General features: G+C 70.4%; 22 protein-coding genes. 4 read left to right on the forward strand and 18 right to left on the reverse strand.

All coding sequences use genetic code 11. The features are described 5' to 3' along the window. Positions 1–116: 116 nt before the first annotated feature. Positions 117–953 carry a purine-nucleoside phosphorylase gene (locus HZZ10_RS13750; RefSeq protein ID WP_056129571.1) on the forward strand — a complete coding sequence of 279 codons (837 nt, stop codon included), beginning with the start codon at positions 117–119 and terminating at the stop codon, positions 951–953. 1 nt (position 954) lies between these two features. Continuing rightward, positions 955–2853 carry a phospho-sugar mutase gene (locus HZZ10_RS13755; protein ID WP_179913939.1) on the forward strand — a complete coding sequence of 633 codons (1899 nt, stop codon included), beginning with the start codon at positions 955–957 and terminating at the stop codon, positions 2851–2853. A gap of 102 nt (positions 2854–2955) precedes the next feature. Here the strand turns inward: HZZ10_RS13755 and HZZ10_RS13760 are convergent, their stop codons facing one another. Further along, complete coding sequence (locus tag HZZ10_RS13760) at positions 2956–3666, reverse strand: DUF4352 domain-containing protein (protein WP_179913940.1); 711 nt, start codon at positions 3664–3666, stop codon at positions 2956–2958. 171 nt (positions 3667–3837) lie between these two features. Here HZZ10_RS13760 and HZZ10_RS13765 point away from each other — a divergent pair, with 171 nt between their 5' ends. Both HZZ10_RS13765 and HZZ10_RS13770 read left to right on the forward strand, forming a co-directional pair. Beyond that, on the forward strand, positions 3838–5088 hold the full coding sequence (locus HZZ10_RS13765) for a sensor histidine kinase (protein ID WP_179913941.1): 1251 nt from the start codon (positions 3838–3840) through the stop codon (positions 5086–5088). A 63-nt stretch (positions 5089–5151) separates the two neighbouring features. Further along, entirely contained in the window at positions 5152–5817 is a 666-nt protein-coding gene (locus tag HZZ10_RS13770) for a response regulator (RefSeq protein ID WP_179913942.1), read from the forward strand. A 44-nt stretch (positions 5818–5861) separates the two neighbouring features. Here the strand turns inward: HZZ10_RS13770 and HZZ10_RS13775 are convergent, their stop codons facing one another. The 17 genes from HZZ10_RS13775 to HZZ10_RS13855 all read right to left on the reverse strand — a co-directional run bounded on the left by HZZ10_RS13775 (position 5862) and on the right by HZZ10_RS13855 (position 25518). Next, positions 5862–6773, reverse strand: coding sequence for a siderophore-interacting protein (locus HZZ10_RS13775; protein ID WP_308507581.1), 912 nt, complete (start codon positions 6771–6773; stop codon positions 5862–5864). 161 nt (positions 6774–6934) lie between these two features. Continuing rightward, the gene (locus HZZ10_RS19865; RefSeq protein WP_179913943.1) at positions 6935–10168 is read right to left on the reverse strand and encodes a rhamnogalacturonan lyase family protein; all 3234 of its coding nucleotides are present in this window, start codon (positions 10166–10168) and stop codon (positions 6935–6937) included. Positions 10169–10460: 292 nt separating this feature from the next. Further along, on the reverse strand, positions 10461–11174 hold the full coding sequence (gene deoC / locus HZZ10_RS13785) for a deoxyribose-phosphate aldolase (RefSeq protein WP_179913944.1): 714 nt from the start codon (positions 11172–11174) through the stop codon (positions 10461–10463). Positions 11175–11301: 127 nt separating this feature from the next. After that, the gene (locus tag HZZ10_RS13790; RefSeq protein WP_179913945.1) at positions 11302–12378 is read right to left on the reverse strand and encodes an adenosine deaminase; all 1077 of its coding nucleotides are present in this window, start codon (positions 12376–12378) and stop codon (positions 11302–11304) included. 187 nt (positions 12379–12565) lie between these two features. Continuing rightward, positions 12566–13291 (reverse strand): hypothetical protein, encoded by a 726-nt coding sequence (locus HZZ10_RS13795; RefSeq protein WP_179913946.1) that lies wholly within the window; start codon positions 13289–13291, stop codon positions 12566–12568. Then, positions 13288–13647, reverse strand: coding sequence for a hypothetical protein (locus tag HZZ10_RS13800; RefSeq protein ID WP_179913947.1), 360 nt, complete (start codon positions 13645–13647; stop codon positions 13288–13290). The genes HZZ10_RS13795 and HZZ10_RS13800 overlap by 4 nt, the downstream gene beginning before the upstream one ends. Then, positions 13647–14018, reverse strand: coding sequence for a YidH family protein (locus HZZ10_RS13805; RefSeq protein ID WP_179913948.1), 372 nt, complete (start codon positions 14016–14018; stop codon positions 13647–13649). Before HZZ10_RS13805 ends, HZZ10_RS13800 begins: the two co-directional genes overlap by 1 nt. A 132-nt stretch (positions 14019–14150) precedes the next feature. After that, positions 14151–15491 carry a thymidine phosphorylase gene (locus tag HZZ10_RS13810; RefSeq protein WP_179913949.1) on the reverse strand — a complete coding sequence of 447 codons (1341 nt, stop codon included), beginning with the start codon at positions 15489–15491 and terminating at the stop codon, positions 14151–14153. A 192-nt stretch (positions 15492–15683) separates the two neighbouring features. Beyond that, positions 15684–16121 (reverse strand): cytidine deaminase, encoded by a 438-nt coding sequence (locus HZZ10_RS13815; RefSeq protein ID WP_179913950.1) that lies wholly within the window; start codon positions 16119–16121, stop codon positions 15684–15686. A gap of 3 nt (positions 16122–16124) precedes the next feature. Then, positions 16125–17402 (reverse strand): ABC transporter permease, encoded by a 1278-nt coding sequence (locus HZZ10_RS13820; protein ID WP_056129559.1) that lies wholly within the window; start codon positions 17400–17402, stop codon positions 16125–16127. Continuing rightward, positions 17399–18658, reverse strand: a complete 1260-nt coding sequence (locus HZZ10_RS13825; RefSeq protein WP_179913951.1) for an ABC transporter permease — start codon at positions 18656–18658, stop codon at positions 17399–17401. The genes HZZ10_RS13820 and HZZ10_RS13825 overlap by 4 nt, the downstream gene beginning before the upstream one ends. Then, entirely contained in the window at positions 18655–20220 is a 1566-nt protein-coding gene (locus tag HZZ10_RS13830) for an ABC transporter ATP-binding protein (protein WP_179913952.1), read from the reverse strand. Before HZZ10_RS13830 ends, HZZ10_RS13825 begins: the two co-directional genes overlap by 4 nt. Positions 20221–20329: 109 nt before the next feature. Beyond that, the gene (locus tag HZZ10_RS13835) at positions 20330–21421 is read right to left on the reverse strand and encodes a BMP family lipoprotein (RefSeq protein WP_179913953.1); all 1092 of its coding nucleotides are present in this window, start codon (positions 21419–21421) and stop codon (positions 20330–20332) included. A gap of 195 nt (positions 21422–21616) precedes the next feature. After that, a complete protein-coding gene (locus HZZ10_RS13840; RefSeq protein WP_179913954.1) occupies positions 21617–22822 on the reverse strand; it encodes an amidohydrolase in 1206 nt (401 codons plus the stop codon). Positions 22823–22964: 142 nt separating this feature from the next. Further along, positions 22965–23567, reverse strand: a complete 603-nt coding sequence (locus HZZ10_RS13845) for an LppA family lipoprotein (RefSeq protein ID WP_179913955.1) — start codon at positions 23565–23567, stop codon at positions 22965–22967. Next, positions 23564–25174 (reverse strand): alpha/beta hydrolase, encoded by a 1611-nt coding sequence (locus HZZ10_RS19870; RefSeq protein WP_179913956.1) that lies wholly within the window; start codon positions 25172–25174, stop codon positions 23564–23566. Before HZZ10_RS19870 ends, HZZ10_RS13845 begins: the two co-directional genes overlap by 4 nt. Continuing rightward, a complete protein-coding gene (locus tag HZZ10_RS13855) occupies positions 25171–25518 on the reverse strand; it encodes a DUF6507 family protein (protein ID WP_179913957.1) in 348 nt (115 codons plus the stop codon). Before HZZ10_RS13855 ends, HZZ10_RS19870 begins: the two co-directional genes overlap by 4 nt. Between the last annotated feature and the right edge of the window lie 95 nt (positions 25519–25613).

Below are 25613 nucleotides of genomic sequence, written 5' to 3' on the forward strand. Positions count from 1 at the left end.
CACGGGGGGTGTCTGAGTCACGGCACCACTATCCCAGGTGCACCCGTGCCGGTCGGCGACCCCGGCACGGCGAGTGTCCTCTCGTCGCAGGCCCGCGGTACGGATAACCTCAGTCCATGACGACTTCTCCTGTCCCCCACCAGCCCGGCGCCGACGCCGACCCCTTCGAGAACGCCCGCGAGGCAGCGGCGTACATCGCGCGCGCGACCGGCATCGAGTCGCACGACATCGCCCTCGTCCTCGGCTCTGGCTGGGGCGGCGCGGCGGACCTGCTCGGCGAGACCGTCGCCGAGCTCTCGAGCGACGAGGTCCCCGGCTTCGGCAAGCCTGCCGTCGCAGGCCACGTCGGCACGCTGCGCTCGATCCGCATCGAGGCCACCGGCAAGCACGCGCTGGTCCTCGGCTCCCGCACGCACCTCTACGAGGGCAAGGGCGTGCGCGCCGTCGTGCACGGCATGCGCACAGCCGCGGCTGCCGGCGCGAAGACCGCGATCCTCACCAACGGCTGCGGCGGTCTGAACACCGACTGGACGCCCGGCACCCCGGTGCTCATCGACGACCATATCAACCTCACGGCGACGTCGCCGCTCGAGGGTGCGACCTTCGTCGACCTCACCGACCTGTACTCGAGCCGGCTGCGCGGGCTCGCCCACGAGGTCGACCCGACGCTGCCCGAGGGCACCTACGTCCAGTTCCCCGGCCCGCACTACGAGACCCCTGCCGAGGTCCGCATGGCCGGGATCATGGGTGGATCGCTCGTGGGCATGTCGACGACGCTCGAGGCCATCGCCGCCCGCCAGGTCGGCATGGAGGTCCTCGGGATCTCGCTCGTCACCAACCTCGCCGCCGGCATCAGCCCTGTGCCGCTGTCGCACGCCGAGGTCATCGAAGCCGGCCAGGCCGCGGGTCCGCGCATCAGCGCGCTGCTGGCCGAGATCGTGAAGAAGATCTGACATGACGAGCACCGACAGCACAGACAGCATCGACAGCACGAGCGGCGCGACGGGCGCGGACGCAGGCTCCGGCGCTGAAGACGTCGCCTCGCTCACCCGCCGGGTCGAGGCGTGGATCGCCGACGACCCCGACGCGTTCTCGCGCAACGAGCTCACAGCGGTCCTCCAGACCATCCGCTCCGAGGACGAGACCGTCCGCGAGGCGGCCCTGGAGGACCTGCGCGACAGGTTCTCCGGGTCGTTGCAGTTCGGCACCGCCGGGCTGCGCGGTGCGATGCAGGCCGGGCCCAACCGCATGAACCGTGCCGTGATCCTGCGCGCCGCCGCAGGCCTGGCCGCCTACCTCGTCGACTCGCTCGGCGAGCAGGATGCCCAGCCTGATCACAAGCACGGTCTGCTGCACCGTCACGAGCCTGCGGCTCCGGCACGACCGAAGATCGTCGTCGGCTACGACGCGCGCCACAACTCCCACACCTACGCCCTCGACAGCGCCGCGGTGTTCACGGCTGCCGGTCTCGACGTGGTGCTGCTGCCCTCGGCGCTGCCCACGCCTGTCCTCGCCTTCGCGGTGCGTCACCTCGACGCCGACGCCGGCGTGATGGTCACAGCGAGCCACAACCCGCCTGCGGACAACGGCTACAAGGTGTACCTCGGCGGGCGCGCCGTCACGGGCTCGGGCCAGGGCGCGCAGATCGTGCCGCCCTTCGACGCTCTCATCGCGGCGAAGATCGCCGCAGCTCCGCCGGCTGTCCAGGTCCCCCGGGCCGAGGAGGGCTGGAGCATCGCCGGCCCTGAGGTCCTCACGGCCTACCTCGACGCCGTCGGCGCCCTCGCGGACGACACCGCCCCGCGTGACCTGAGCATCGTCGTCACGCCGCTGCACGGTGTCGGTGGTGCTGTCGTCGACCACGTCCTGCGGGCAGCCGGGTACCAGGACGTGTTCCTCGTGCCCGAGCAGGCCGACCCGGACCCGGCCTTCCCGACCGTCGCCTTCCCGAACCCCGAAGAGCCTGGTGCGATCGACCTGTCGCTCGCCTACGCGCAGACCCTCGGGGCAGACCTCGTGATCGCGAACGACCCCGACGCCGACAGGTGCGCCGTGGCGGTCAAGGACCACCGTGCCGAGCAGGACTTCGCCACGAACTCCGGCGGTGACACAGGTCCTCGCGAGGGCTGGCGGATGCTGCACGGCGACGAGGTCGGGGCGCTCCTCGGGGAGCTCGTCGCCTCGCGGGAGACGAGCGGGCTGCTCGCCAGCTCGATCGTCTCCTCGCGTCTGCTCGGCCGGATCGCGGCTGCGCACGGTCTCGACCACGCGTCGACCCTCACGGGCTTCAAGTGGATCTCACGCGTGGACGGTCTCGTCTTCGGCTACGAAGAGGCCCTCGGCTACTGCGTCGACCCGGGCACCGTGCGGGACAAGGACGGCATCAGCGCTGCCCTGCTCATGGTCCAGCTCGCCGACAGGCTCAAGGCGCAGGGTCGCACCCTCGTCGACGCCCTCGACGACCTGGCCCGTGCGCACGGGCTGCACCTGACCGACCAGCTGTCGGCCCGGTTCACCGACCTCGCGCAGATCCCGCTGACGATGCAGCGCCTGCGCACGTCCCCGCCTGCCAGCCTGGCGGGGTCCGCCGTGATCGAGACCGTCGACCTCTCCGACGGTGTCGACGGGCTGCCGCCGACCGACGGTCTGCGGCTCGTCGCCGAGGACGGCTCACGCGTCATCGTGCGCCCCAGCGGCACCGAGCCGAAGGTCAAGTGCTACCTCGAGGTGATCGTCCCGGTCGCCTCTGACGCGAGCGTCGACGAGGTCACCGAGGCGCGGCACACCGCAGCCGGACGGCTCCAGGCGATCCGCGCCGACATGTCGTCGGCGCTCGGGATCTCTCCGGCCTGACAGGACCGAGCTGGTGCACTGACAGCAGGAGGGGTGGGCGAGGAGATACTCGCCCACCCCTCCTGCCGTCTGCCCGCAGCCTCGCGACCACTGAGGGCATGCTCAGCCGAGCGCGACCGTGACGCCCCCGGAGAACGGGGAGTCGTGAAGCTCGACCGACACCGGTGTCGCGTCGGCGGGCACGTCGAAGACCACGATGCCGTCGACGGTGTTGCCCGGGTTGATGCTCGTGAGGAAGCTGTTCGAGTCGGGCAGGTAGATCGCCGCGCCAGAGTCTGCGGAGTGCGTGCGCCCCTGACCGTCGAGCAGCGTCTGCGAGCTCGCGTCGAAGAGCTGGGCCTCGTCGCCGACGTTGGTCACCGTCATGTGGACCAGCACGTACTGCCCCTGGGCCGTGACGCCGAAGAGGTCGTCGCCGATGCTCGGGACCCCTGCCTCGACGCTGGTCACGGTGAACTGCAGCTTGCCGTCCGCGACAGGTGTGCCGACGCCCGGAGCCGCCTCGGCGGGCGGGGCAGCCTCGGCGGGCGGAGCAGGATCTTCTCCGGGCGGGGCGTCCTGGGCCGGGGCAGCCGGCGAGGTCGTCGGAGCCCCTGCAGGAGCCGGGGCCCCGTCGCCGCCCCCGGCGAGCTGGGCGAGCACCACTACGACGACCACCAGCAGGACGAGGCTGAGCAGCTTGTGGCGTCGGACGAAGCCCTTCTTCTTCGGTGCCGTGGCCAGCACGTACCCGGCCGGGACCTGGACTGACGGGTACGGCCCCGGCCCCTGGGGGTGCTCGGGGGTCGGCTGGGAGCTGGGTGCTGCGGTCATGACGGCCTCGTTCGTGTCGTGGGTGCTGGTGTGCCCCTATCCGACCGCTCCCGGCAGGTCGGTCGCATCGCCCGGTCGGGGCGTCCTGCAGCCCCGACCGGGTGAGGAACCACCCGCGACACCACCCACCCGGGCGACGACCACGTCGGTGCCCGGCCCTACGCTGACGCTGTGCCACCCACCGAGAAGCGCCCCGCCTCACCAGGAGCCTGGAGACCCGGCACCGTCGCGCTCCACGTCGTCCTCGTGGTCTTCGCGCTGGCCAGCATGCTCGTCGCCTCGTCGTACTCGGCGATGCCTCAACCGGCCTCGGGGCTGCGCCTCGCGTGGGCCGGTGCGGGGATGGTCCTCGGCACAGGGGTCGCGTCTCTCGTCCTGGTGCGCGGGCGCTATCCCGTCCTGGTCGCCGTGGTCGGCTCGATCTACGCCCTGCTGCTCCCAGGGGACTCCTTCGTGGCGCTCGTCGGGCTCGCGTCCGTCGTCGCCACGAGACCGAGACGTGAGGTGCTGGCCGTCGGAGGGCTCGTGACGCTCGCGACAGGCACCGCGGTGCTGCGCGACGCGTCGCGACCCGCAGCAGGACAGGTCTTCTCCTCGACGCAGCCCGGCGGGGAGGTCGTCGCCGCGCCGGTCTGGTCGCACGTGCTGGTCTTCGTCCTCGCCCTGGGCGTGGCTGTCGGCGTCGGGCTCTACCGACGGGCTCGCCGAGACCTCACCGAGGTGCGCGCTCAGAGCCGTGAGCAGGCACAGACCACCGAGCACCTGCGCACCGAGCTCACGCGCCAGGAAGAGCGAGACCTCATCGCCCGGGAGGTCCACGACACCCTCGCCCACAGGCTCTCGCTCGTCTCCTTGCAGGCAGGAGCGCTCGAGGTGGTCGCTGCGGGTGACCCCGAGCTCCAGGAGGCCGCGAGCGCCGTCCAGGCGAACGCGCACAGGTCGCTCGACGACCTCCGAGGGTTGATCGGGGTGCTGCGCGACCCGGCCTCGGCCCGGTCGGCGACCACGGAGCCGCCGGTCCAGCTCTCCCTCGACGACCTCGCCGAGCTGCTCACCACGACGCGCGAGGCCGGCACCCCGGTCGTCGCGACAGTCGTGGTGAGCGATGCGACGTCGGCGAGCGCACCGTTCACCCACGCCGTCTACAGGATCGTGCAGGAGTCGCTCACCAATGCGAGCAAGCACGCCCCCAGCCTGCCGCTCGACGTCGCACTCACGGCGTCTGCGGCTTCAGGGCTGCACCTGCGCGTGTCGAACCCGCTCCCCCGCGAGGCACGAGCGGGCGGGGTGCCCGGGGCTGGAGCCGGGGTCACGGGGATCCACGAGAGGGTCCGCCTGCTCGGCGGACGCGCTCAGGTCGGGCCGCACGACGGACGCTTCGTCGTCGACGTCTGGCTGCCGTGGGTGGTGCACAGCGCCTGACCCGTCGAGGGCCCGCACGGGTCTGTGCGCGGGTGAGTCCTCGCGCGGCCTAGCATGTGAGACGTGATCCGCGTCCTGCTCGTCGACGACGACCCGCTCGTCCGCCGCTCCCTGCGCCAGATCCTCGACAGCGACCCCGGCATCGAGGTGGTCGCCGAGGCCGACGACGGTGACGCAGTCGTCGAGGCCGTGCAGGCGCACCACCCTGACCTCGTCCTCATGGACCTGCGGATGCGCCGTGTGCACGGCGTCGAGGCGACCGCCGCGGTCCGTGCCCTGCCCGGAGCACCCGAGGTGGTCGCGATGACGAGCTTCGGGGCAGACGAGCAGGTGCTGCGCGCCCTCGACGCGGGCGCCCGCGGGTTCCTGCTCAAAGACACCTCGCCGTCGGCGATCAAGGTGGCCGTGCACGACGTCATGGCCGGAGACGCGTCGCTCTCGCCCGCCGTCGCGCGCTACCTGGTCGACCACGTGACGAGCGACCGCCACGGCCCTGTGCGCGACGGAGCCGCGGGCCGGCTGGCCGTGCTCACCGACCGAGAACGGCAGATCGCCCTCGGTGTGCACGCCGGACTCACCAACGACGAGATCGGGCGCCAGCTGTTCGTCAGCGGGGCGACCGTGAAGACCCACCTGAGCAACGTGCTCACCAAGCTCGACCTGGACGGTCGGGTCCAGCTCGCGATCCTCGTGGAGAGGTCAGGCACGGCTGCTGGTACGACGGGCTGAGGCCGCGGGGATGGGACGTCTCGGCGCCCGGTCGACCAGGGGCCTCAGCCCGCGAGCGCGGCGTCGTCGGAGTCGACGTCGGCCTTCCACGCTGCCTTGTCGCTGCGCCAGCCTTCTTCGGTGCGGCCACGCCGCCAGTAGCCGGAGGCGGAGAGCGCCGAGACCGGTACGTCTCGCTCGCCGCGCAGGAACCTGCGGATGTCTCTGACGAAGCCGGCGTCGCCGTGCAGGAACACCTGCGGGACGCCGGCCGGGAACTCCCACCCCGTCACGGCCTCGACGAGGGGTGAGTCCTCGGCGCCGGCCACCGCGTGACCGGCGACGCCTCGGTGCACCCAGGTGACGAGCGGGCCACCGTCCACGCTGGTCGCCGGCGACGTGAGCGGCAGCTCACCGTCGGGTCCGTCGACCTCGAGGAACACCTTGACGCGGGCTCCCGCAGGCATGGCCTCGAGGGCCGAGGCGATGGCGGGCAGAGCGCTCTCGTCCCCGACGAGCAGGTGCCAGTCGGCGTCGGCCGCCGGGGCGTACGCGCCACCCGGACCGAGCAGCGGCATCGGGTCGCCCGCCTGGGCCGAGGCCGCCCACGGTCCGGCGAGCCCGGTGTCGCCGTGCACCACGAAGTCGATCGCGAGCTCGCCCGCGGCGGCGTCGTACCAGCGGACCGTGTACGTGCGCTGCCTGTCCCGCTGCCCCTCGACCTCGGGCGGGAAGCAGAGCTTGACGTAGCGGTCGGTGAACTCTGTCGGGTCGAAGCCCGCCAGTCCTGGACCACCGAGCACGACGCGCACCATGTGCGGGGTGAGACGCTCGGTGCGGACCACGACGGTCTGGGTCGGGACGCGGACAGGGCGGCCCTCACGGACCGGAGGCGTCACGGGCGCGTCGGTGGCCGTGACCGGCACCTGCGGCTCGCCGGATCCCGGCTGGCCCGACAGGGATGACTCTGCTGACACGGTGATGCCTCCATCAGTTGACTAAGGCAACCCTAACCCCGGAATCGCTCTCGGGGTGCAGCGATCTCGCTCACGTGGCTGCGCGCCCCGAGCTGTGCACCCAGGCTGTGCACTCAGGCTGTGCACCCCGGGCTGGAGGCCCGGGGTGCACAGCGGCGTGGTCAGACCTCGCGTCGGCGACGGGCAGCGCGCAGCGCCAGCCACCCGGCCGCAGCGAGCAGCAGCGCGGCGACACCGAGGGAGGCGACCTCGGTCCCCGTGACGGCGAGCCCGCTGCTCTGCTGCCCAGCACCGGAACCGGCCTGGGGCGCCTCGGTCGGGGCCGCGTCCGCCCCGGGAGCCGGGTCGGTCCCCGGTGCCGGGTCCGTCGGGACCGGGAGGACGGTCCCGTCCTGCGCGACGGTGACGATGACCGGGGCTGACTGCGCGCCCTCGAACGCCGGGTCGCCGGAGTAGCCGACCAGGAGCGTCCGCTCCCCCGCTGGCAGGTCTGCCAACGACAGCACCGCTGTCCCGTCGGCGAGCTCGACGACGAGTCCCGAGGGCACGCCGTCGACGGTCGCCTCGACGGTGCCCGTCGGCACACCCGTCGCCGGGGCCTGCGGGACGACCGAGACGGACACGGTCCCGGACTCGACAGCCTGCGCGAGCGCGCGTGCCTGGTCGTCCTGCGCCGTCGACACGGCCGGTCCTCCGGCTGTCGTGAGGACGACGTCGACAGCGCCCCGGGTGATCGAGAGCGGCAGGGTGCCGCTCTCGACGGCGGTGTAGCGCTGGTCCCCGAGGTAACGGACGGTGAGGCTGTGGTCACCGACGGCGAGCACCGGGACGTCGACGCGCACAGCACCGTCGACCAGGTCGAGCGGCGCACCGCTCACGGCTCCGTCCACCACGAGCTCGACCTGCCCTGTGGGCACTGCGGGGTACCCGGAGCCGAGCCTGACGTCGAGCGCGACGGCCTCACCCGAGACCGCCGAGGTCGCGGTCGCGTCGACCACGAGGCTCGGCTCGGTGACGACTGTCGGGACCGGGACCCGAGACCAGTCCTGCGCGGTCATGCCCGACGCGAGGTAGAAGCCCACGTACGAGGGCTGGTTGTACGTCGTCTGCTGCCGGGCGACCTCTGCCCTGTACTGCGGGTCGTGCATGAGCGTGTACATCTTGGTCTGGGAGACCGTGGCGCTCGTGTAGATGCGGATCGCCGACGAGTCTGCGGTGCGCACCAAGAGCTCTTCGCGCCAGTCGCCGAGGATGTCCGCCACGAGGGACGGTGTGCCCTTGGTGCCGTTGTTGGTCAGCGTGCCCGTCGCCGTGAGAAGAGCCTCGCCCGAGGCCCAGTCACGGACCACGGGCGTCTGCGTCCCCGACCCCTCGACGATCTGCCGCGTGAGGTCGGGCTGCCAGAGGATGCTCATGTTCGTGCCTGGAGCAGCGTCGCCGAGCGCCGTGCCGTCGGCGGCCTGCAGCCCCAGGGTCTCCCCGACAGGGCTGCCGGCCCAGACCTCGACGCCGCGGGTGCCGGGCTCGACGTCACCGATCATGCCGCGTCCGGTGTCGACGCCCGAGTACTCGCCGAAGAGCACCTCGCCGGTCGCCGCCTCGCGCAGCGCGTAGCCGTAGGGGGCGTACGCGCCGCCCTCGTGGACCGTGAAGATCTCGAGCCCCGGGCGGTCCGGGTCGATGTCTGTCACGTGCATCGCGTCGCCGTGGCCCAGCTTGGCCAGGGCACCCGGGTCTGCGCTGCCCGGCGGGAGCACGTCATAGCTGCTGTAGAGCAGGGACTGCCCGTCGTCGTCGATGGTCGCCGAGCCGTAGACGATCTCCTGCCTGCCGTCTCCGTCCACGTCGGCCGAGCTCAGCGAGTGGAATCCTTGGGTGGTGAGGGTGCCGAACGCTGGGTCTGTGCCCTCGACCCCGTGGGGGGAGTCGTTGAAGGGGTTGCTCATGGGCGTCCAGCCGCTGTCGACGTCCCAGCGCTGGGTGAGGTGCTCGCCGTCCCAGTCGTAGGCCACCAGGGTCGACCGCGTGTAGTAGCCACGGGCGAACACGGCGCTCGGGTGCTCGCCGTCGAGGTAGGCCACCGTCGCGAGGAACCTGTCGACCCTGTTGCCCGGCTCGATGCGTGACATCGCGTAGTCGCCCCACAGGAGCCCGTCGTCGGTGCGCCCGGGTGCGTAGGGGACGGTCTCGAGCTCGGCACCCGTCGCACCGTCGAAGACCGTCAGGTACTCAGGCCCGTCGAGGACGAAGCCCTCGAAGTCACGGAGCACGTTGCGAGAGCTGCGGGCCGGCGCGAAGTCGTCGATGAAGTGGTCGGCCACGACCTCGGCGTCCTGGCGGCTCAGCGGGTAGTCCATGCCGGGGAGCGGTTCGACCCCGTCGAGGGCGAGAGCCTCCTGGAGGGTGGCCGGCCAGGCCCCGGCGACGACCTCCGGGTGCTCGCTCCACCCCTGGAAGACGTCGACCAGGTGCTCGCGGTAGTCGGCTGCACTCATGCGGTAGTCGTCGTCGTGCGTGTAGCCGGCGTCGACGTCGGCCTGCGGCATCGTCACGTAGGACTCGGCTGTCACGGCCCCGGTGCTGTCGTAGGTGGTCGTGCGTGTGCCGGGCGCGGTCTTGAGCATCATCTCGGCACGACCGTCGCCGTCGAGGTCGTAGACGAGGAACTGCGTGTAGTGGGCACCCGCGCGGATGTTGACGCCGAGGTCGACACGGTGCAGCAGGGTGCCGTCCGTGCGGTACGTGTCGATGAAGACCGGGCCTGTGTAGCCGCGCTGCGAGACGTCTTTCGCGTTGGAAGGGTCCCACTTGACCACGAGCTCGTAGGTGCCGTCGCCGTCCACGTCGCCGACGCTCATGTCGTTGGCCGCGTAGGTGTAGGCCTCACCGGCGGGGGTGACCCCGTCGGCCGGACGGTCGAGCGGGACGTCGGTGAAGGTGTCCGCCCACGGCGTCACCTCGTCGCTCCGCTGCTGCTCGACCTCGTCGACCAGCGCCGCGACGGAGTAGACAGAGCCAGCGGTGCCGGCTGGGTCGAGATAGCTCGTGCTGTCGGTCACCGTGTCGAGCGCGACGCCGTCTCGGTAGACGACGAAGTCTGAGCCTGTGAGCCCTGCCTCCGAGGAGCCGGTGACCTCTTGGGCGAGCAGACGCCAGCTGAGGAACACCCCACCGTCCGTGCGCGCGGCCACCAGCCCGCGGTCGAGGTCTTCGAGCCTGGGGGTGCCCTCGCTACCGGAGACGGCGGTTGCCAGGCTGCTCTGGCTCCCCGGCAGGGTGGGCGTCGTGGCGGCTGCCAGAGAGGCCGCGCCGGCTGCGGAGCCTGTGAGCACGAGCGCCGAGGCGACGGCGGCCGCGAGCACCCCGCTCGCGGTCCTTCGGTGGTCGAGATTCATCGTTGAATCCTTTCAATGCTGCCGGCAGCGAAGGTCGCCGCATGCTCGGTGGTGATTCGACGCCCAGATCTCCCGCACGGTCCTCGATGACCTGCGCGGCTCGGGAGAGCGCTTCCCGACAGTCGAGTATCAGCAGTCCTGCGGGTTCGTGTCAATCGCTGGGCGTGGTGCCGGCGCGTGCGCCCGGCCGCCGGAGCGCGCCCTGAGAGTGGCCAGAGACAGCACGAGACCCGCACGACCGAGGTCGTGCGGGTCTCGCGGTGGGTCCTGCCCGGCTACCCGGTGGGCAGTGTCAGTAACCCGTCGCCTGCTCCGTCGAGGCAGAACCGGCGGGCGCGTCGAGCCCGTCGAGGACGGCTGCGGTCCCCGAGAGTCCGAGGCGCGTCGCACCGGCCTCGATCATCGCGAGGGCGTCAGCGGCGGTGCGGACCCCGCCGCTGGCCTTGACGCCGAGGCGCCCGCCGACGGTCTTGGCCATGAGCTCGACGGCGTGGACGCTCGCCCCACCGGCCGGGTGGAAGCCGGTCGACGTCTTGACGAAGTCGGCACCCGCGGCCTCGCTCGCCTCGCAGGCCTTGACGATCTCGTCGTCGGTCAGGGCTGCCGACTCGATGATCACCTTGAGGACCGTCGGGTGCGTGGCGGCAGCCCGGACCGCAGCGATGTCAGCCTGGACCTGGTCCCAGTCGCCAGCCTTCGCAGCACCGAGGTTGATCACCATGTCGACCTCGTGGGCACCGTCGAGGACTGCGTGCGCAGCCTCTGCGGCCTTGACCTCGGGCTGGTGGGCGCCGGAGGGGAACCCGCACACCGTGGCGATCTTGACGGTGCTGCCGGCGGGCAGGGCGATCGGCAGCTTCGACGGCGAGATGCAGATCGAGTAGGTGCCGAGCGCTGTCGCCTCCTCGGCGAGCGCGGCGACGTCAGCCTGGGTCGACTCGGGCTTGAGGAGCGTGTGGTCGACGTACTGTGCGAGCTCGTCGCGGGTGAGGGTCTCGTGGCTCATCGTTCTCTCCGTGGTTCGGGACTGTCCCCGCGGGTCGGGTCGACCGTGACGGGGATCTGAGGTGTGACTGTGAAGGCGAGGCGTGTGACGCTCTCGCGGCCCTGCTGAGCGGTCGGGTCGACCGCCGTCACTGCTCCGCGACGGCTGCGTAGCCGGCGAGGATCTGCTCGCCGAGTGCGTGCCGCTCGTCGTGGTGGATGAAGGCGCTCCAGGCGGCGGCGAGCGTCGCGTCGCGCAGGTCGTCGAGGGTCCAGCCGGCCTCGTCGACGAGCAGCGTCATCTCGCGCGTCATGGAGGTTGCCGACATGAGGCGGTTGTCGGTGTTGACCGTCACCGCGAAGTCGAGGTCGCGCAGGGCGGAGATCGGGTGCTCGGCGATGGTGGCAGCGATGCCGGTCTGCAGGTTGGACGAGGGGCACAGCTCGAGCGGGATCTGGTTGTCGCGGACCCAGTGCGCGACCCGACCGAAGCGCGGCGCGTCGGTGCCCAGGTCTTCGATGTCTTCGACGATGCGGGCTCCGTGGCCGATCCGGCTCGCCTGGCCGAGGTGCACGGCCTCGGAGATGGACTCGACCCCGTCGGCCTCGCCCGCGTGGATGGTCGTGGGGAACCCGGCGTCGTTGAGGGTGCGCCACGCCTGCGGGAAGCGGGAGGGCGGGAACCCGGCCTCGGCCCCGGCGATGTCGAAGCCGACTACACCGCGGTCCCGGTTGGCCAGAGCGAGCTCGACGATCTCTTCCCAGCGGTCCGCGTGGCGCATCGCGGTGATGAGCTGACCGACTCGGATGGTGCGACCGGCGGCAGCAGCCTCGGCGACACCCTGCTCGAGACCCTCCTGGACCGCGTCGACGGCATCCTGCAGGGTCAGGCCCGCGGTGAGGTGCTGCTCGGGAGCCCAACGCTGCTCGGCGTAGACGACACCGTCGGCGGCGAGGTCGACGACGGCCTCCCGTGCGACGCGTGCGAGGCCGTCACGCGTCTGCATGACCGCGATCGTGTGGTCGAAGGTCTCGAGATAGCGCACGAGCGTGCCCGAGTCGGCCGCCTCGAAGAACCAGCGGCGGAGCTCTTCGGGGTCCGTGGTGGGCAGCGTGTGACCCACCTCGGCGGCGAGCTCGACGATGGTCTCCGGACGCAGACCACCGTCGAGGTGGTCGTGCAGCAGGACCTTGGGCAGGGCGGCGATCGGCAGCGCGGAAGTCATGCCCCCACGGTACCGTCGCGGGGCTGGTCGTAGGGCGTCGTCCACAGCGGCGAGCCGCGCAGGTTCGACCGACGGCGAGCCGCGCAGGTTCGACCGACGGCGAGCCGCGCAGGTTCGCTCGACGGCGAGCCGCGCAAGGCGATCGACGGCGAGCCGCGCGAGTCCGACTGGGCACGCGTCTCGCTCGTCAGCCCCGCGCCCCCGGCGGGCCGACAGGCAGCAGGACCCACGTGATGTGGGACCACCCCCCATAGGCGGGTCGCCGCCCGCCTCCGGTGCGCAGGCCGTCCTCGTCGACAGGGTGGAGCCGCCCTGAGCTGGGCTCGTAGACCTCGAGGGCGTGACCGTCCGGGCTGGTGAGCACGACGACGTGCCGGGGCACAGCCGTCGCGAGCCCTGTCATGGTGTCGCCCCCTGTGTACAGCGGGACGGGCACACCCGAGCGCGCCCAGGCCACGGCGAGGTCGATCAGCGGCAGGCTCTGCGACGGGCGGCTGTCGACGACGAGCCTGTGGGTATACGTGAGGTCCCCGAACCGGGCGACCTGCGCGGCTGACCACGGCGGGGTGCCGAGGGCACCGGGCCACCTCAGACCAGCGAGCGCGCGCCGGGTGCTGGCCGCCTTCACGGCGAGCTGGGCGAGGTCGAAGGCACCGGGGTTCGTGAGGCGACGTGCGATGTCGCGGTCACCGGCTGCTGCGGTGACGACGAGGGCAGCCGAGCCGCAGGTCGTGCCGTCGACCTGGACGGCTCCCCGGGGCCCGAACGAGGAGACGACGGCACGCACGCGGCCCCGACGGTCGTCCGGGGTGACGGACCCCTGGGGACCGGCGGGCAGCACAGCCCTGCCCCCGCCGACGAGGTAGAGCAGCTCGGAGAGCTGGCGACCCGTGCGCGGTCGTCTGCTGCTCACAGCGCACCGAAGGCACGAGAGAGCGCGAGCGTGACACCGAGCGTGCCGAGCAGCGACACCGCCACGACGAGCCTCAGGAGACCCCCGGCCGGCCCAGGACGTCCCGAGGAGTCCCCCTCGTGCCGCGGCCGCGCCACGCTCTGGCGAGCCGGGCCGCGGACCAGCAACCACCACCCCACGGCCGTGGTGAGCCCGGCTCCGAGGATCACGAGCACCCACGCCTGCTCACGCACGGCGGTCAGGGTCAGCAGCACCGAACCGAGCTGAACGCTGAGCAGAGACCGCTGCCAGGCGAGGGCCGTCCGTTCGGGCTGTGCGCCGTAGAGGTCGGGCCGGGCGCTGTGCGGCGCCGGCATCAGACGACCGACACCACGGCGTAGCCCGCGAGGACGAGGGCCATCAGCACGACCCCGCCGGCGAGCACAGGGAGCGCCGTCGGGGCCGGGAGCGGCGCCCCGGTCCGCAGCGCGATCTCGTTGCGTCGCCACGTCCGCCACCCGTAGCCGGCGACGGCCGCCCCGGCGAGGCAGGCGACGGCGGCGATCACGTCGAGGAGCACGGTGAGCTCGGCGAAGGTCGCGAGCGAGGTCAGCGCGACCCCGCCCGCGACGAGCCCGAGGCCGGTCCGCACCCACGCGAGCGCTGTCCGCTCGTTCGCGAGGGAGAACCTGGCGTCGGGCTCGTCACCGACCCCGTACACCGCGCGCGGACGCCGCTGGTCTTCCACAGGGACCAGCTCGGTCGCTGGGACCGGCTCATCCGCAGCGACCGGCTCGCCCGTGGAGAAAGGCTCGCCCGCGGCGCCCGACCATGCAGGCGGTCGGGGCTGCTCGGGCTGGTCTGGCCGCTGCGGCACGGCTCAGTCGATCCTGGCGATGATGAGGTCCTGGTGGACGTCACCGCGGGGCTCGGCCTCGACAGTGATCGAGTGACGGGCGATCTCGAGCGCGCGGTCGAAGCGCTCGGGGGTGTCGGTGTGCAGCGTGAGGATCGGCTGGCCTGCGACGACGCGGTCGCCCGGCTTGGCGTGGATCTCGACACCGGCACCTGCCTGGACGGCGTCCTCGCGGCGCGCACGGCCGGCGCCGAGGCGCCACGCCGCGATGCCGACGTCGAGGGCGTCGAGCCCGGTAAGGACACCGTCGCTCTCGGCGAGGATCTGCTGGTTCTCGGTCGCGACGGGGAGCGTCGCGTCGACGTCCCCGCCCTGGGCGCTGATCATCGCGCGCCAGCGGTCCATCGCCCGGCCGTCGGACAGCGCAGCACGGACCTCGTCCGCTGCGACGTCGCGGCCTGCGCCGGCGAGCATCTCGACGGCGAGGGCGACAGTGAGGTCGACCACGTCGGAGGGGCCACCACCGGCGAGCACCTCGACCGACTCGCGGACCTCGAGGGCGTTGCCCGCGGTGAGGCCGAGCGGGGTCGACATGTTGGTGAGCAGCGCGACGGTGCGGACACCCGCGTCGGTGCCGAGGTCCACCATGGTGCGGGCGAGCTCGCGTGCGGAGGCCTCGTCCTTCATGAAGGCGCCTGTCCCGACCTTGACGTCGAGGACGAGGGCACCCGTGCCCTCGGCGATCTTCTTGCTCATGATCGACGACGCGATGAGCGGGATCGCCTCGACGGTCCCGGTGACGTCGCGCAGCGCGTAGAGCTTGCGGTCGGCCGGGGCGAGGCCCGAGCCGGCCTGGCAGATGACGGCGCCGACGTCTTCGAGCTGGCGCATCATCTCGTCGTTGGACAGCGCCGCGCGCCACCCGGGGATCGACTCGAGCTTGTCGAGCGTGCCGCCGGTGTGCCCCAGGCCGCGGCCCGAGAGCTGCGGGACGGCCACGCCGAAGACGGCCACGAGCGGCGCGAGCGGGAGCGTGATCTTGTCGCCGACACCACCCGTCGAGTGCTTGTCGGAGGTCGGGTGCGACAGCGCGGAGAAGTCCATGCGCTCGCCCGAGGCGATCATCGCGGCGGTCCAGCGGGAGATCTCCTCGCGGTCCATGCCGTTGAGCAGGATCGCCATGTTGAGGGCTGCCATCTGCTCTTCGGCGATCACGCCGCGGGTGTACGCGTCGATGACCCAGTCGATCTGCTCCGGGCTCAGCGTGCCCTTGTCGCGCTTGACGCGGATGACGTCGACGGCGTCGAAGGCCTCGGCCTTGCGCTGGGTGTCCTCGGTGAGTGGCACGTGGGTGGCTCCGTTCATCGGTCGGGCTGTCCGCCGGTGGGCGGGACGACCCTGTGTGGCGCAGGTCAGGCGCTGCGTGTTCGTGGTGCTGGTCGTGCTCGTGGTGCTGGTCGTGCTCGTGGTGCGGTCGTGCTGGTCGTGCTCGTCCTGCGGTCCGTCCCGGGGGACGGGTGCGGGCGGCGTCCAGGCTGGACGCCGCCCGCAGCGTGCTCAGGCGTCGGCGGCCCGGGTGACGAGGTCGTCAGGTCCGAAGGCGTCGGGCAGCACCTCGCTCATGGGGACGATGCCGCGCATCGTCTCGACGAGCAGCGACGGTCCGCCGTGCTCCCACAGGAGCTGACGGCACCGGCCGCAGGGCATGAGGGTGTTCCCGTGCCCGTCGACGCAGGTGAAGGCGACGAGGCGCCCTCCGCCCGAGGCGACGAGCGAGGAGACGAGCCCGCACTCTGCGCAGAGCACGACGCCGTAGGCGGCGTTCTCCACGTTGCAGCCCGTGACGACCCGTCCGTCGTCCACCAGTGCGGCCGCGCCGACGGGGAACTTCGAGTACGGCGCGTAGGCCTTGGACATGATGTCGCGGGCAGCCCCGCGCAGGGACTCCCAGTCGATCTCTCGGCTCGTGGTCGAGCCAGCAGTCTCGGTGGTCATGTCTCAGCCCTTCACGTAGGGCTCGCCGGCCGCAGCCGGTCCACGCACACGGCCGACGAGGCCGGCGACCGCGAAGATCGTCACGATGTACGGGAGCATGAGCATGAACTGGTTGGGGATCGGCGTCTCGAGGACACCGAGCACCTGCTGCAGCTTGTCGGCGAAGCCGAACAGCAGCGCGGCGCCGAGTGCGCCGACCGGGGACCAGCGGCCGAGGATCATCGCGGCGAGCGCGATGTAACCCTTGCCCGCCGTCATCTCCTGGCCGAAGGCACCGACCGAGCCGAGGGTGAAGAACGCCCCACCGAGGCCGGCGACCGCCGAGCCGAGGAGCACGTTGCCCCAGCGCATCTTGTTGACGTTGATGCCGACGGTGTCAGCAGCCTGGGGGTACTCCCCCACCGCGCGGACACGCAGACCCCAGCGCGTGCGGAACAGCGCGACCGCGATGACCGCGACGGCGATGTACAGCAGGTAGACGATGATCGACTGGCGGAACAGCACCGGGCCGAGGATAGGGATCTCGGACAGCAGCGGGATCGGCAGCGACGGCAGGCGCGGCGGCGAGTTGAGGGTCGCCGCGTTCTCCTTGAGGACCGAGCTGAACAAGAAGCTCGTCAGACCCACCGCGAAGACGTTGAGCACCACACCGACGATGATCTGGTTGACCGAGTACTTGACGGTGAAGAGCGCGAGCATTGAGCCGATGAGCAGACCTGCGACAGGTGCCGCGACGAGCCCGAGGTACGCGTTGCCGGTGACGGAACCGAGCACCGCGGCACCGAAGGCGCCTGTGAGGAGCTGTCCCTCGATCGCGATGTTGACCACGCCGGCACGCTCGTTGAGCAGACCGCCGAGCGCACCGAAGGCGAGCGGCACGGCGAGCAGGAGCGAGCCCTGCAGCAGGCTGACGAGGGAGGTGCTCTTGTCGGCCACAGCCCACACCAGGAAGGTGAGGACCCAGAGGACCCCGAAGAGCCCCGTCACCCAGGTGCCGACCTTGAGGCCCTGACGGACCCGCAGGTAGGAGTAGGCGGCCAGCAGCAGCGCGACGACCGAGAGGATCACGGCGGTGGTGCGGGTGGGCAGCTCGACGGGGTCGAAGGTCACGAAGTCCGTCGAGGTCGACAGACCGAAGGTGGTCGTCGCGCCGGCGGGCCCGAGGAGACCGAAGACGACGAGCGACAGGAGGCCGAAGGCCCCGAGCACGATGGGCAGCCTGTAGGCGCGCTTCGCACTCACGGTCGACACGTCGCCGACCAGGACGTCGGTGGCGGTCATGCGCTGGCACCCTTCGTGAGAGCAGGCTGGATCGGGAGCCGGAAGATCGAACGGATCAGCGGCGGCGCCGCGATGAAGAGGACGACGAGGGACTGGATGACGAGGACGATGTTGATCGACGTGCCCGTCGCACCTTCCATCGCCCGGCCACCGACGTTGAGGCCCGCGTAGAGCAGACCTGCGAAGAAGATCCCGAGGGGCTTGGAGCGGCCGAGCAGCGCGACGGTGATCGCGTCGAAGCCGATCGACCCGGCGATACCGCCGGTGAGAGCCTTCTCGGTCCCGAGGACCTGGACGGCCCCGGCGAGACCTGTGAGGGCACCCGAGACGACCATGACGAGGACGAAGGACGACGAGACCGCCATGCCGGCAGTCCGCGCGGCGCTCGGGTTCGACCCGACGGCGCGGAAGCGGAAGCCCCACGTCGAGCGCGTCATGAGCCACCACACGAAGACCGCGGCGAGGATCGCGACGAGGAACCCGGCGTGCAGTCGGAACTGGTCGCCGAGCAGCAGCGGCAGCTGGGCGTTCTCCCGGATGCCGGGGCTCTTGGGCTGGTTGGAGCCCTCACGCGTGAAGGACGACGTGGTGAGCAGGTAGGCCACCAGGTACAGCGCGATGTAGTTGAGCATGATCGTGACGATCACCTCGTGCGCACCGGTCCGGGCCTTGAGGAACCCGGCGACACCAGCCCACACACCACCGGCGAGGATTCCGCCGATGATCGCGAGCAGCAGGTGCAGGACGGGCGGGAGCGACCAGGTGAAGCCGATGTAGCCACCGATGGCCGCGCCCATGAGCACCTGCCCCTGGGCGCCGATGTTGAACAGGCCGGCGCGGAAGCCGACGGCCACGCCGAGCGCGGCGATGATGAGCGGCGTCGCGACGGTCATGGTCTCGGTGAGCGGGCGCAGGGCGCGCGCAGCCGAGGGGGCGTCGTAGTTGAAGACGGCCCCGCGGAACATCGCGGTGTAGGCGTCGCTGACCGACGACCACGCGGCGCCGAAGAAGTCGGCGGGCCGGGCGAAGATGTAGCTCGCGGTGTCACGGACGTCAGGGTCGACGGCGATGATGAGGAGTCCGCCGATGACGAGGGCCAGCACGAAGGCCAGGACTGTCACCCCGAACCCACCGGTGGTCACCTCGCGCAGGACCTGGGCGGCGCGGCCTCCGGTCGCAGCGGTCGGCTGCTCGACGTCCTTCGCCGGGAGAGCGGGAGGGACGCTCTTCTCGGGATCGGTGCGCTGGTCGTTCACTGGGTCTTCCCTGTCTGGTCGTCTCGAGGTGCCGGCGTGACTGTGGCCTGGGCGAGCGCCTCGTCGTGCGGGACGCCGGCCATCATGAGGCCGAGGACGTCGCGGGGGGTGGTGGAGGGGACGATGCCGATGATCCTGCCGCGGTACATGACGGCGATGCGGTCGGCGAGCTCGACGACCTCGTCGAGCTCGGTCGACACGATGATCACGGGGGTGCCGTTGTCGCGCTCCTGGACGATCCTGCGGTGCAGGAACTCGATCGAGCCGACGTCGACACCACGTGTCGGCTGGCTCGCGATGAACAGCTTGAGCGGACGGGAGAGCTCGCGGGCGAGCACGACCTTCTGCTGGTTGCCACCCGAGAGGCGTCCGACGTGCTCGCCGGGACCCTGCGTGCGGATGTCGAACTCGTCGATGCGCTTCTCGGCGTTCTTGCGGATCGCCGTGAGGTCGAGTGCGATGCCCTTGGCGTAGGGCGCCTTGTCGTAGAGGTCGAGCACGAGGTTCTCGGCGACGGAGAAGTCGAGGACGAGCCCGTCGACCTTGCGGTCCTCGGGGACGAAGCCGACGCCTGCGCGGAGCACCTTGTCGGGGCTGAGCCCGGTGATCGAGCGCCCGTCGAGGGTGATGGTCCCCGCGGAGCTGGGCACGAGCCCGAGGATCGCCTCGGACAGCTCGGTCTGGCCGTTGCCCTGGACACCGGCGATCGCGACGATCTCGCCCTGCGCGACGTCGAAGGACACGTCGTCGACGACGGCCTGACCTGTCGCAGACAGCACGGTGAGGTGGTCGACGACGAAGGTGCGCTCCCCCGGCGTCGCGGGAGCCTTGTCGAGACCGAGGGACACGGCGCGGCCGACCATGAGCGAGGCGAGCTCGCCCTCGGAGGCTGTCGGCTCGGCGGAGCCCATGACCTTGCCGCGACGGATGACCGTGATGACGTCGGCGACAGCCTTGACCTCACGGAGCTTGTGGGTGATGAAGACGAGGGACGTGCCGGCAGCCTTGAGCTGACGCATGATCTCGATGAGCTCGTCGGTCTCCTGCGGGGTGAGCACCGCTGTGGGCTCGTCCAGGATGAGGACCTTGGCCTCGCGGGCCAGGGCCTTGACGATCTCGACACGCTGCTGGACTCCGACAGGGAGGTCCTCGACGACGGCGTCGGGGTCCAGGCCGAAGCCGAACCTGTCGGACAGCTCGCGCACCCGGCGGCGTGCGGACTCGAGGTCGAGGAATCCCCCGGCCTTCGTGTCTTCGCTGCCGAGCATGACGTTCTCGGCGACGGTGAACACGGGCACCAGCATGAAGTGCTGGTGCACCATGCCGATCCCTGCGCGCAGCGCGTCGCCCGGTCCTCGGAAGTCGACAGGGGTGTCGTCGACGACGATCTCGCCCGAGTCGGCCTGGTACAGGCCGAACAGGACGTTCATGAGTGTGCTCTTGCCGGCACCGTTCTCCCCGAGGAGGGCGTGGACCTGCCCTTCTTCGACGACCAGGTCGATGTGGTCGTTCGCGACGAGCGGACCGAAGGACTTGGTGATCCCTCGCAGTTCCAACTTCACGTGCGTTCTCCTTCAAGCGCGCCGACAACCTGCCAGCGACAGTAGACCAGAAGAGGCCAAGCCGGCCCGACGTGCGTCGGGCCGGCTTGGCCGGTCGTTCAGGGGTACGTCACGGGGCGCTCGGGGACTCCACCACGATCGTCCCGTTGATGATGTCCTCACGGAGCGCGTCGACCTGGTCCTTGAGCTCCTGCGGGACCTTGCTGTCGAACTCGTGGAACTCGGAGATGTCCACGCCACCGTTCTCGAGCGTGCCGACGTACGGCTCGGGCGAGAAGGAGGACTCGGAGGCAGCGGTGATGACGTCCTCGACCGAGGTGCCGATCTGCTTGAGCACCGAGGTGAGGATGACGTCAGCCGAGTCGGGGTTCACGAGAGCACCGTCGGAGTCGACCCAGATGATCGAGACGCCCTCGGCGTCCTTCGCAGCGGCGAGCGAGCCCGCGCCGACCGGTCCGGCCACGGGCATGATGATGTCCGCGCCCTGAGAGATGAAGGTCTGCGTGAGCTGCTGGCCCTTCGACTGGTCCTCGAAGTCACCGGTGAAGGAGCCGTTCTGCGCGTCCTTGTCCCAGCCGAGGGTCTTGACGTCGGTGCCGTTGTCCTCGTTGTACTTGGCGACGCCGTCGACGAAGCCGTCCATGAAGATCGAGACCGTCGGGATCTGGATGCCGCCGTAGGTGGCGACGGTGCCCGTCTCGGACATGCCTGCTGCGACGTAGCCCGCGAGGTACGCAGCCTCGGCGGTGTTGAAGCTCAGCGGCTTGACGTTGGGGAGCTCGATCGGAGCGCCGTCGGCGTCTGCGGCGGTCGAGTCGACGATCGCGAACTCGGTGTCCGGGTTGGCCTTGGCGGCGTCACCCGTCGCGGTGCTCAGCAGGAAGCCGACCGTGACGACGATGTTGCAGTTGCCGGTGATGAGGTTGTCGATGTTCGGCGCGAAGTCGGACTCGCTCTGCGACTCCTGGGTCGCGACCTCGATGCCGAGCGCGTCGCGCGCGGCGGCCAGGCCGTTGAAGCCCGACTCGTTGAAGGACTTGTCGTCGAAGCCACCGGAGTCGGAGACCATGCAGGCCTTGAAGTCCGAGCCACCCTCGGCTGCGGCGCCGCTGGTCGCGTCGTCCTCGGGTGCGTCACCGCAGGCGGACAGGACCAGAGCAGCGGCGGCCGTGACCGCTGCGAGCTGAACAACTCTCTTCACGTGGAACTCCTGGTGTTCTTGTCGAGGAGCCGTTCCGGACGGGTCCACCTACATGGGCGCCGTTGCAGCACGCAGGTGGGCCCGGACGACCCTTGGTGACACGCACACTAGTGGTCGATCGGTTAACAGGGTGTTACCGGGAGGTCACACCGACCCTTCGTTACCAAACTGCAAACCAGTCCGCATCCCGAGAACTCAGGCTCGGCCGGTCAGCGCCACCCGGGCGAGCATCGCGACGCCGTGCGAGATGGCCCCTTCGTCCACCTGCATGTCGCCCTGGTGGATGTCGTAGGTGTGGCCTCCGGGCGTGCGTGTCCCGAGCCGCGCGAGTGCTCCAGGGATCTTGGTGAGGTACCAGGCGAAGTCTTCGCCGCCGAGGGACTGCTCGGTGAGCTGGACGGACTGCGGGCCGATCATCTCGCGGGCCGCGGCCTCGAGAGCGGTCGTGCAGCGCTCGTCGTTCTCGACAGGCGGCACGCCGCGCTGGTGCACCACGTCGACGTCGACACCGTATGGAGCGCAGATCTGCTCGAGGGCGTCGTGCATGACCTGGGCCGCGTGCTCCCACGCACGTCCGTCGAGGCAGCGCAGCGTGCCGCGGACGGTGCCGGTCGTCGGGATCGCGTTGTGCGCCTGGCCCGCGTGCACAGCCCCCCAGGTGAGGTTGACCCCGGAGCGCGGGTCGAGCCTGCGTCCGAGGACAGCGGGCGCCTGGGTGATGACCTGCCCGAGGGCGAAGACCACGTCACCGGTGAGGTGCGGGCGCGACGTGTGCCCACCGCTCGACGACAGCGTCACGGTGACCTCGTCGGAGGCCGAGGTGATCGGGCCGATGCGCGAGCCGATGGTCCCGAGGTCGATCTTCGGGTCGCAGTGCACAGCGTAGATCTCCTCGACACCCTCGAGGACACCCTGCTCGAGCAGGTCGAGCGCTCCCCCAGGCTGGACCTCCTCGGCGGGCTGGAAGATCAGACGGACGGGTCGCTCGAGCTGCCCGGCCTCGTGGAGCTCTGCGAGGACGAGCCCGGCGCCGAGGACGACAGTCGTGTGGACGTCGTGCCCGCAGGCGTGCGCGACCCCGTGGGTGGTCGAGGCGAAGGGCAGACCCGTCGTCTCGACGAGGGGCAGCGCGTCGATGTCGGCGCGCAGAGCAAGACGGCGGTGCCCGCTCTCTGCCGGTGTGGGACCGATGTCGCAGGTGAGGCCGGTCCCTGTGAGCATCCGAGGCTCGAGCCCGGCGGCACGCAGCCGCTCGGCGACCACCGCCGTCGTGCGGGTCTCGGTGCGCGCGACCTCGGGATGCGCGTGGATGTCCCGCCGGATCGCCACGAGCTCGTCGTGCAGCCCCTGGGTCAGGGCAGCGATGCGGTCGGCAGACACGAGGGTTCCAGAGGTGCTCACCGGTCGAGGTTATCCCCGACGGAGGTCGGAGCGATGGCGACGACCGCTCTGCGGTCCTGCACGTCGACCGCAGCCTCTTCAGTGAGCCTTCCCACGGTGCCCGCACTCTGTTGGCGCCCCGGAAGGCTCAGGTCCAAGCACATCAGTCGTCGCTCTGCAGCTCTGCGAGGCGCTCAGCAGTAAGGAAGCAGTCCGTGGATACGGAGATCCCGATGGGGTCTCCAGTCACCAAGGTGACACGCCCGCCGCGCTCCGTGGCCAGATCGATGTACTGGGTGCCCGACACCGCCGTCTTCCGCACGCTGCGGGTGTATCCGTTCCGCCGGGCGATTGAGGAGACGATCTCGATCGCCCGTTCGGTCTGAGCCGCATCCAAAGACAGGAAGCCGAAGGATCTCGATTGCTCGGACCGCGCACCGAGGTTCTCGCTCTCGGCATTCGTGCACCCCAATATGTCATAGTCCACGGCGTCGTGCTCCCATATGATCGGACCAAAATCCCCCTCGAGGCCCGCCCTAATCTCAGTCAGAACAACTGAGGTCACCCCTTGCATCTCTTCGAAAGAGGCCCGAGCCCTCATCTCCATCAGAGCCTCCTCAATCTCCTGTGCCGATGGATTTCCATAGCCCTGCATGTCACGCACAACTTTCACGACCTCGACCACTCCCCAGATCAGAAGAACACAGAGCGCTCCCGCCACGACACCAGCCCACGGGCGACGACGTCGGCCCGTCGTCTCCCTCATCGCAGAACCATCTCCTCAGGACAGGCCATGACCACAGCTGCGATGTTGTGCAGCGTCGTGGTGCCCCTATCGAGATAGTCGTGCCCCACACCTTCGGCAAGCTTGATCCCATTTATTTCTGCCGACGCGGTCCCGAGCTCGACCCACCCGTCAGCCGCACTCGGCTGGTATTTGTACCACCCTAGGTTCACTGCTGCTCGGATCGGGTCGTTGTCATTTCTCATCCAATAGCGGGCGACATCGTCCGGCAGTGTCTTCGCGATTCCAGGCGATCCGTAGGCGACGATGCTGTCGACCTTCCCGTCATCGACCTGAGTGGCGAGCGTCCCGACGAGCGTGCCGTAAGAGTGCACCCCCAGGGTCACTCTCACCCCGTCGGGAGGATTGTTGCTCGACGCACTCAGCCCCTCAGTGAAAGACCGGAGGCCCGCCTGTCCTGCTCTCGCAAACGCAGGATTTGCGGAGTCGGGAAACTCGGGCGGTGCGGCGTAGCCAAGCCAAGATACAGTTGCCACGTCAGACCCTCTCACCTTTCCGACAGACCTCGACATCTCCCGCAGACGCAGCGCTCCAGAATCCATCTTCGCCAGACCACTCTCCACATTTGTCGTCAGCCCACCGACCAGAATCCCGACGTACCTCGCCTTGTCGACGTCGCCGATGGCGACAGCTGCCAGCACCTCCGGACCAGTGATGTCGAAGTGCAGCAGCTGACGGCCGCCGCGATCGAGCACAGCTCTGACAGAAGCGATCGCGTCGATCCGCTCGTTGAGCTCGTCGCTGCGTCTGCGGTCCGACACGTTGCGTTCGAAGAACCCCATCGCGTCACGCTCCGCCGTCAGGCGAGCAAGCTCGCGATCGAGCCTCGAACGGTTGGCCGAGTCCCGGACGGCGGCAGGGATACCGTCGAGCCCGCCGATCATCTGCGGCGAGGTCGTGAGGTACGTCGCCTGCGCCGCTGGCGACAAGCTGGTCCACCACGCGTTCACCTCGGCAGGCGACATGGCGTCGAGCGACGAGCTCGTGAACAGGTGCCGAGGATCCCACCAACCGTCTCCCGGCCTACCCTCACCCTCTGGCCCTTGCCCCGGCCTCGCGAAGGAGCCCGTCGTCTGGACGGCCGGAGCCACGATCCCGTCGAGCACCGCGACGCACTGCTGTCGCGCGTCGTCGAAGTCGCGCTCCAAGGTCGCCACAGACCGCTGGAGCGAGGACTGCTGAGCGCGGAGCGTGGGCTCGATCCGCCAGTCGGGGCTGGCGGCTGCCGCTCGCGCGAAGACTCCCGCGTCGACGGCGACAGAGTGGTGCCTGGCCTGCAGCGAGCTGATGGCTCGGGCGTAGTCGTCGAGGGCAACGGTGGCCGACTGCATCGCCCCGGACATCTCAGAGGCCACCTGCCCGACAGGCTCCATCTCCGTGACGAGTCCCGTCGCGGCCGGCGACTGGTAGACGTCGGTCAGGGCTCTCCACCCGTTCGACACCTGTGCGCCGTCGTCACCGACGCGTCCAGCGGCTCGGCGAAGGTCCACGGCTCCGTCGGAGATCGCCGACGCGTCCAGAGCCAAGAAACCGCCCTCCCGCAGTCCCACGAGAGAGGCCCTGGTCACTGCGTGATCCTCGGGGCGAAGCGGCGGCCGATAACCTCATCGCCCCGCAGGCCGCGATGGAAGCTGCCCGCCATCTCCTCGTCCGTCGAGAGATGGTCCCGGACCACGGCCCGCGCCGTCTCGACCACGGCGACGGTCCTGCGATCGACAGCCTCAGCCGACTCGTGCCACCGCTCGTCGAACCGTCGGAGCGCGGCACCGACCACGTCGTCCAGCTGTCCGATCACCTGCTCGAGGGTCGCTGCGACCGTCCCGAGCTCGCTGCTCAGCGACCTGGCGTCGGCGTCGGTGCGCGCGATCACCTCGTCTACGCCCGCGCTGTCGATCCGCCATCCCACACGCATGCCGCCCCCTGATCCTGAATGTCCGTTTGAGGGACCTTAGCAGGATTCGGACATTTGGATAGTCAGGGTGTGGATGACCGACCGTGGCCCCCTCG

The sequence above is a fragment of the Sanguibacter inulinus genome (assembly GCF_013415325.1).
Taxonomy (GTDB): domain Bacteria; phylum Actinomycetota; class Actinomycetes; order Actinomycetales; family Cellulomonadaceae; genus Sanguibacter; species Sanguibacter inulinus.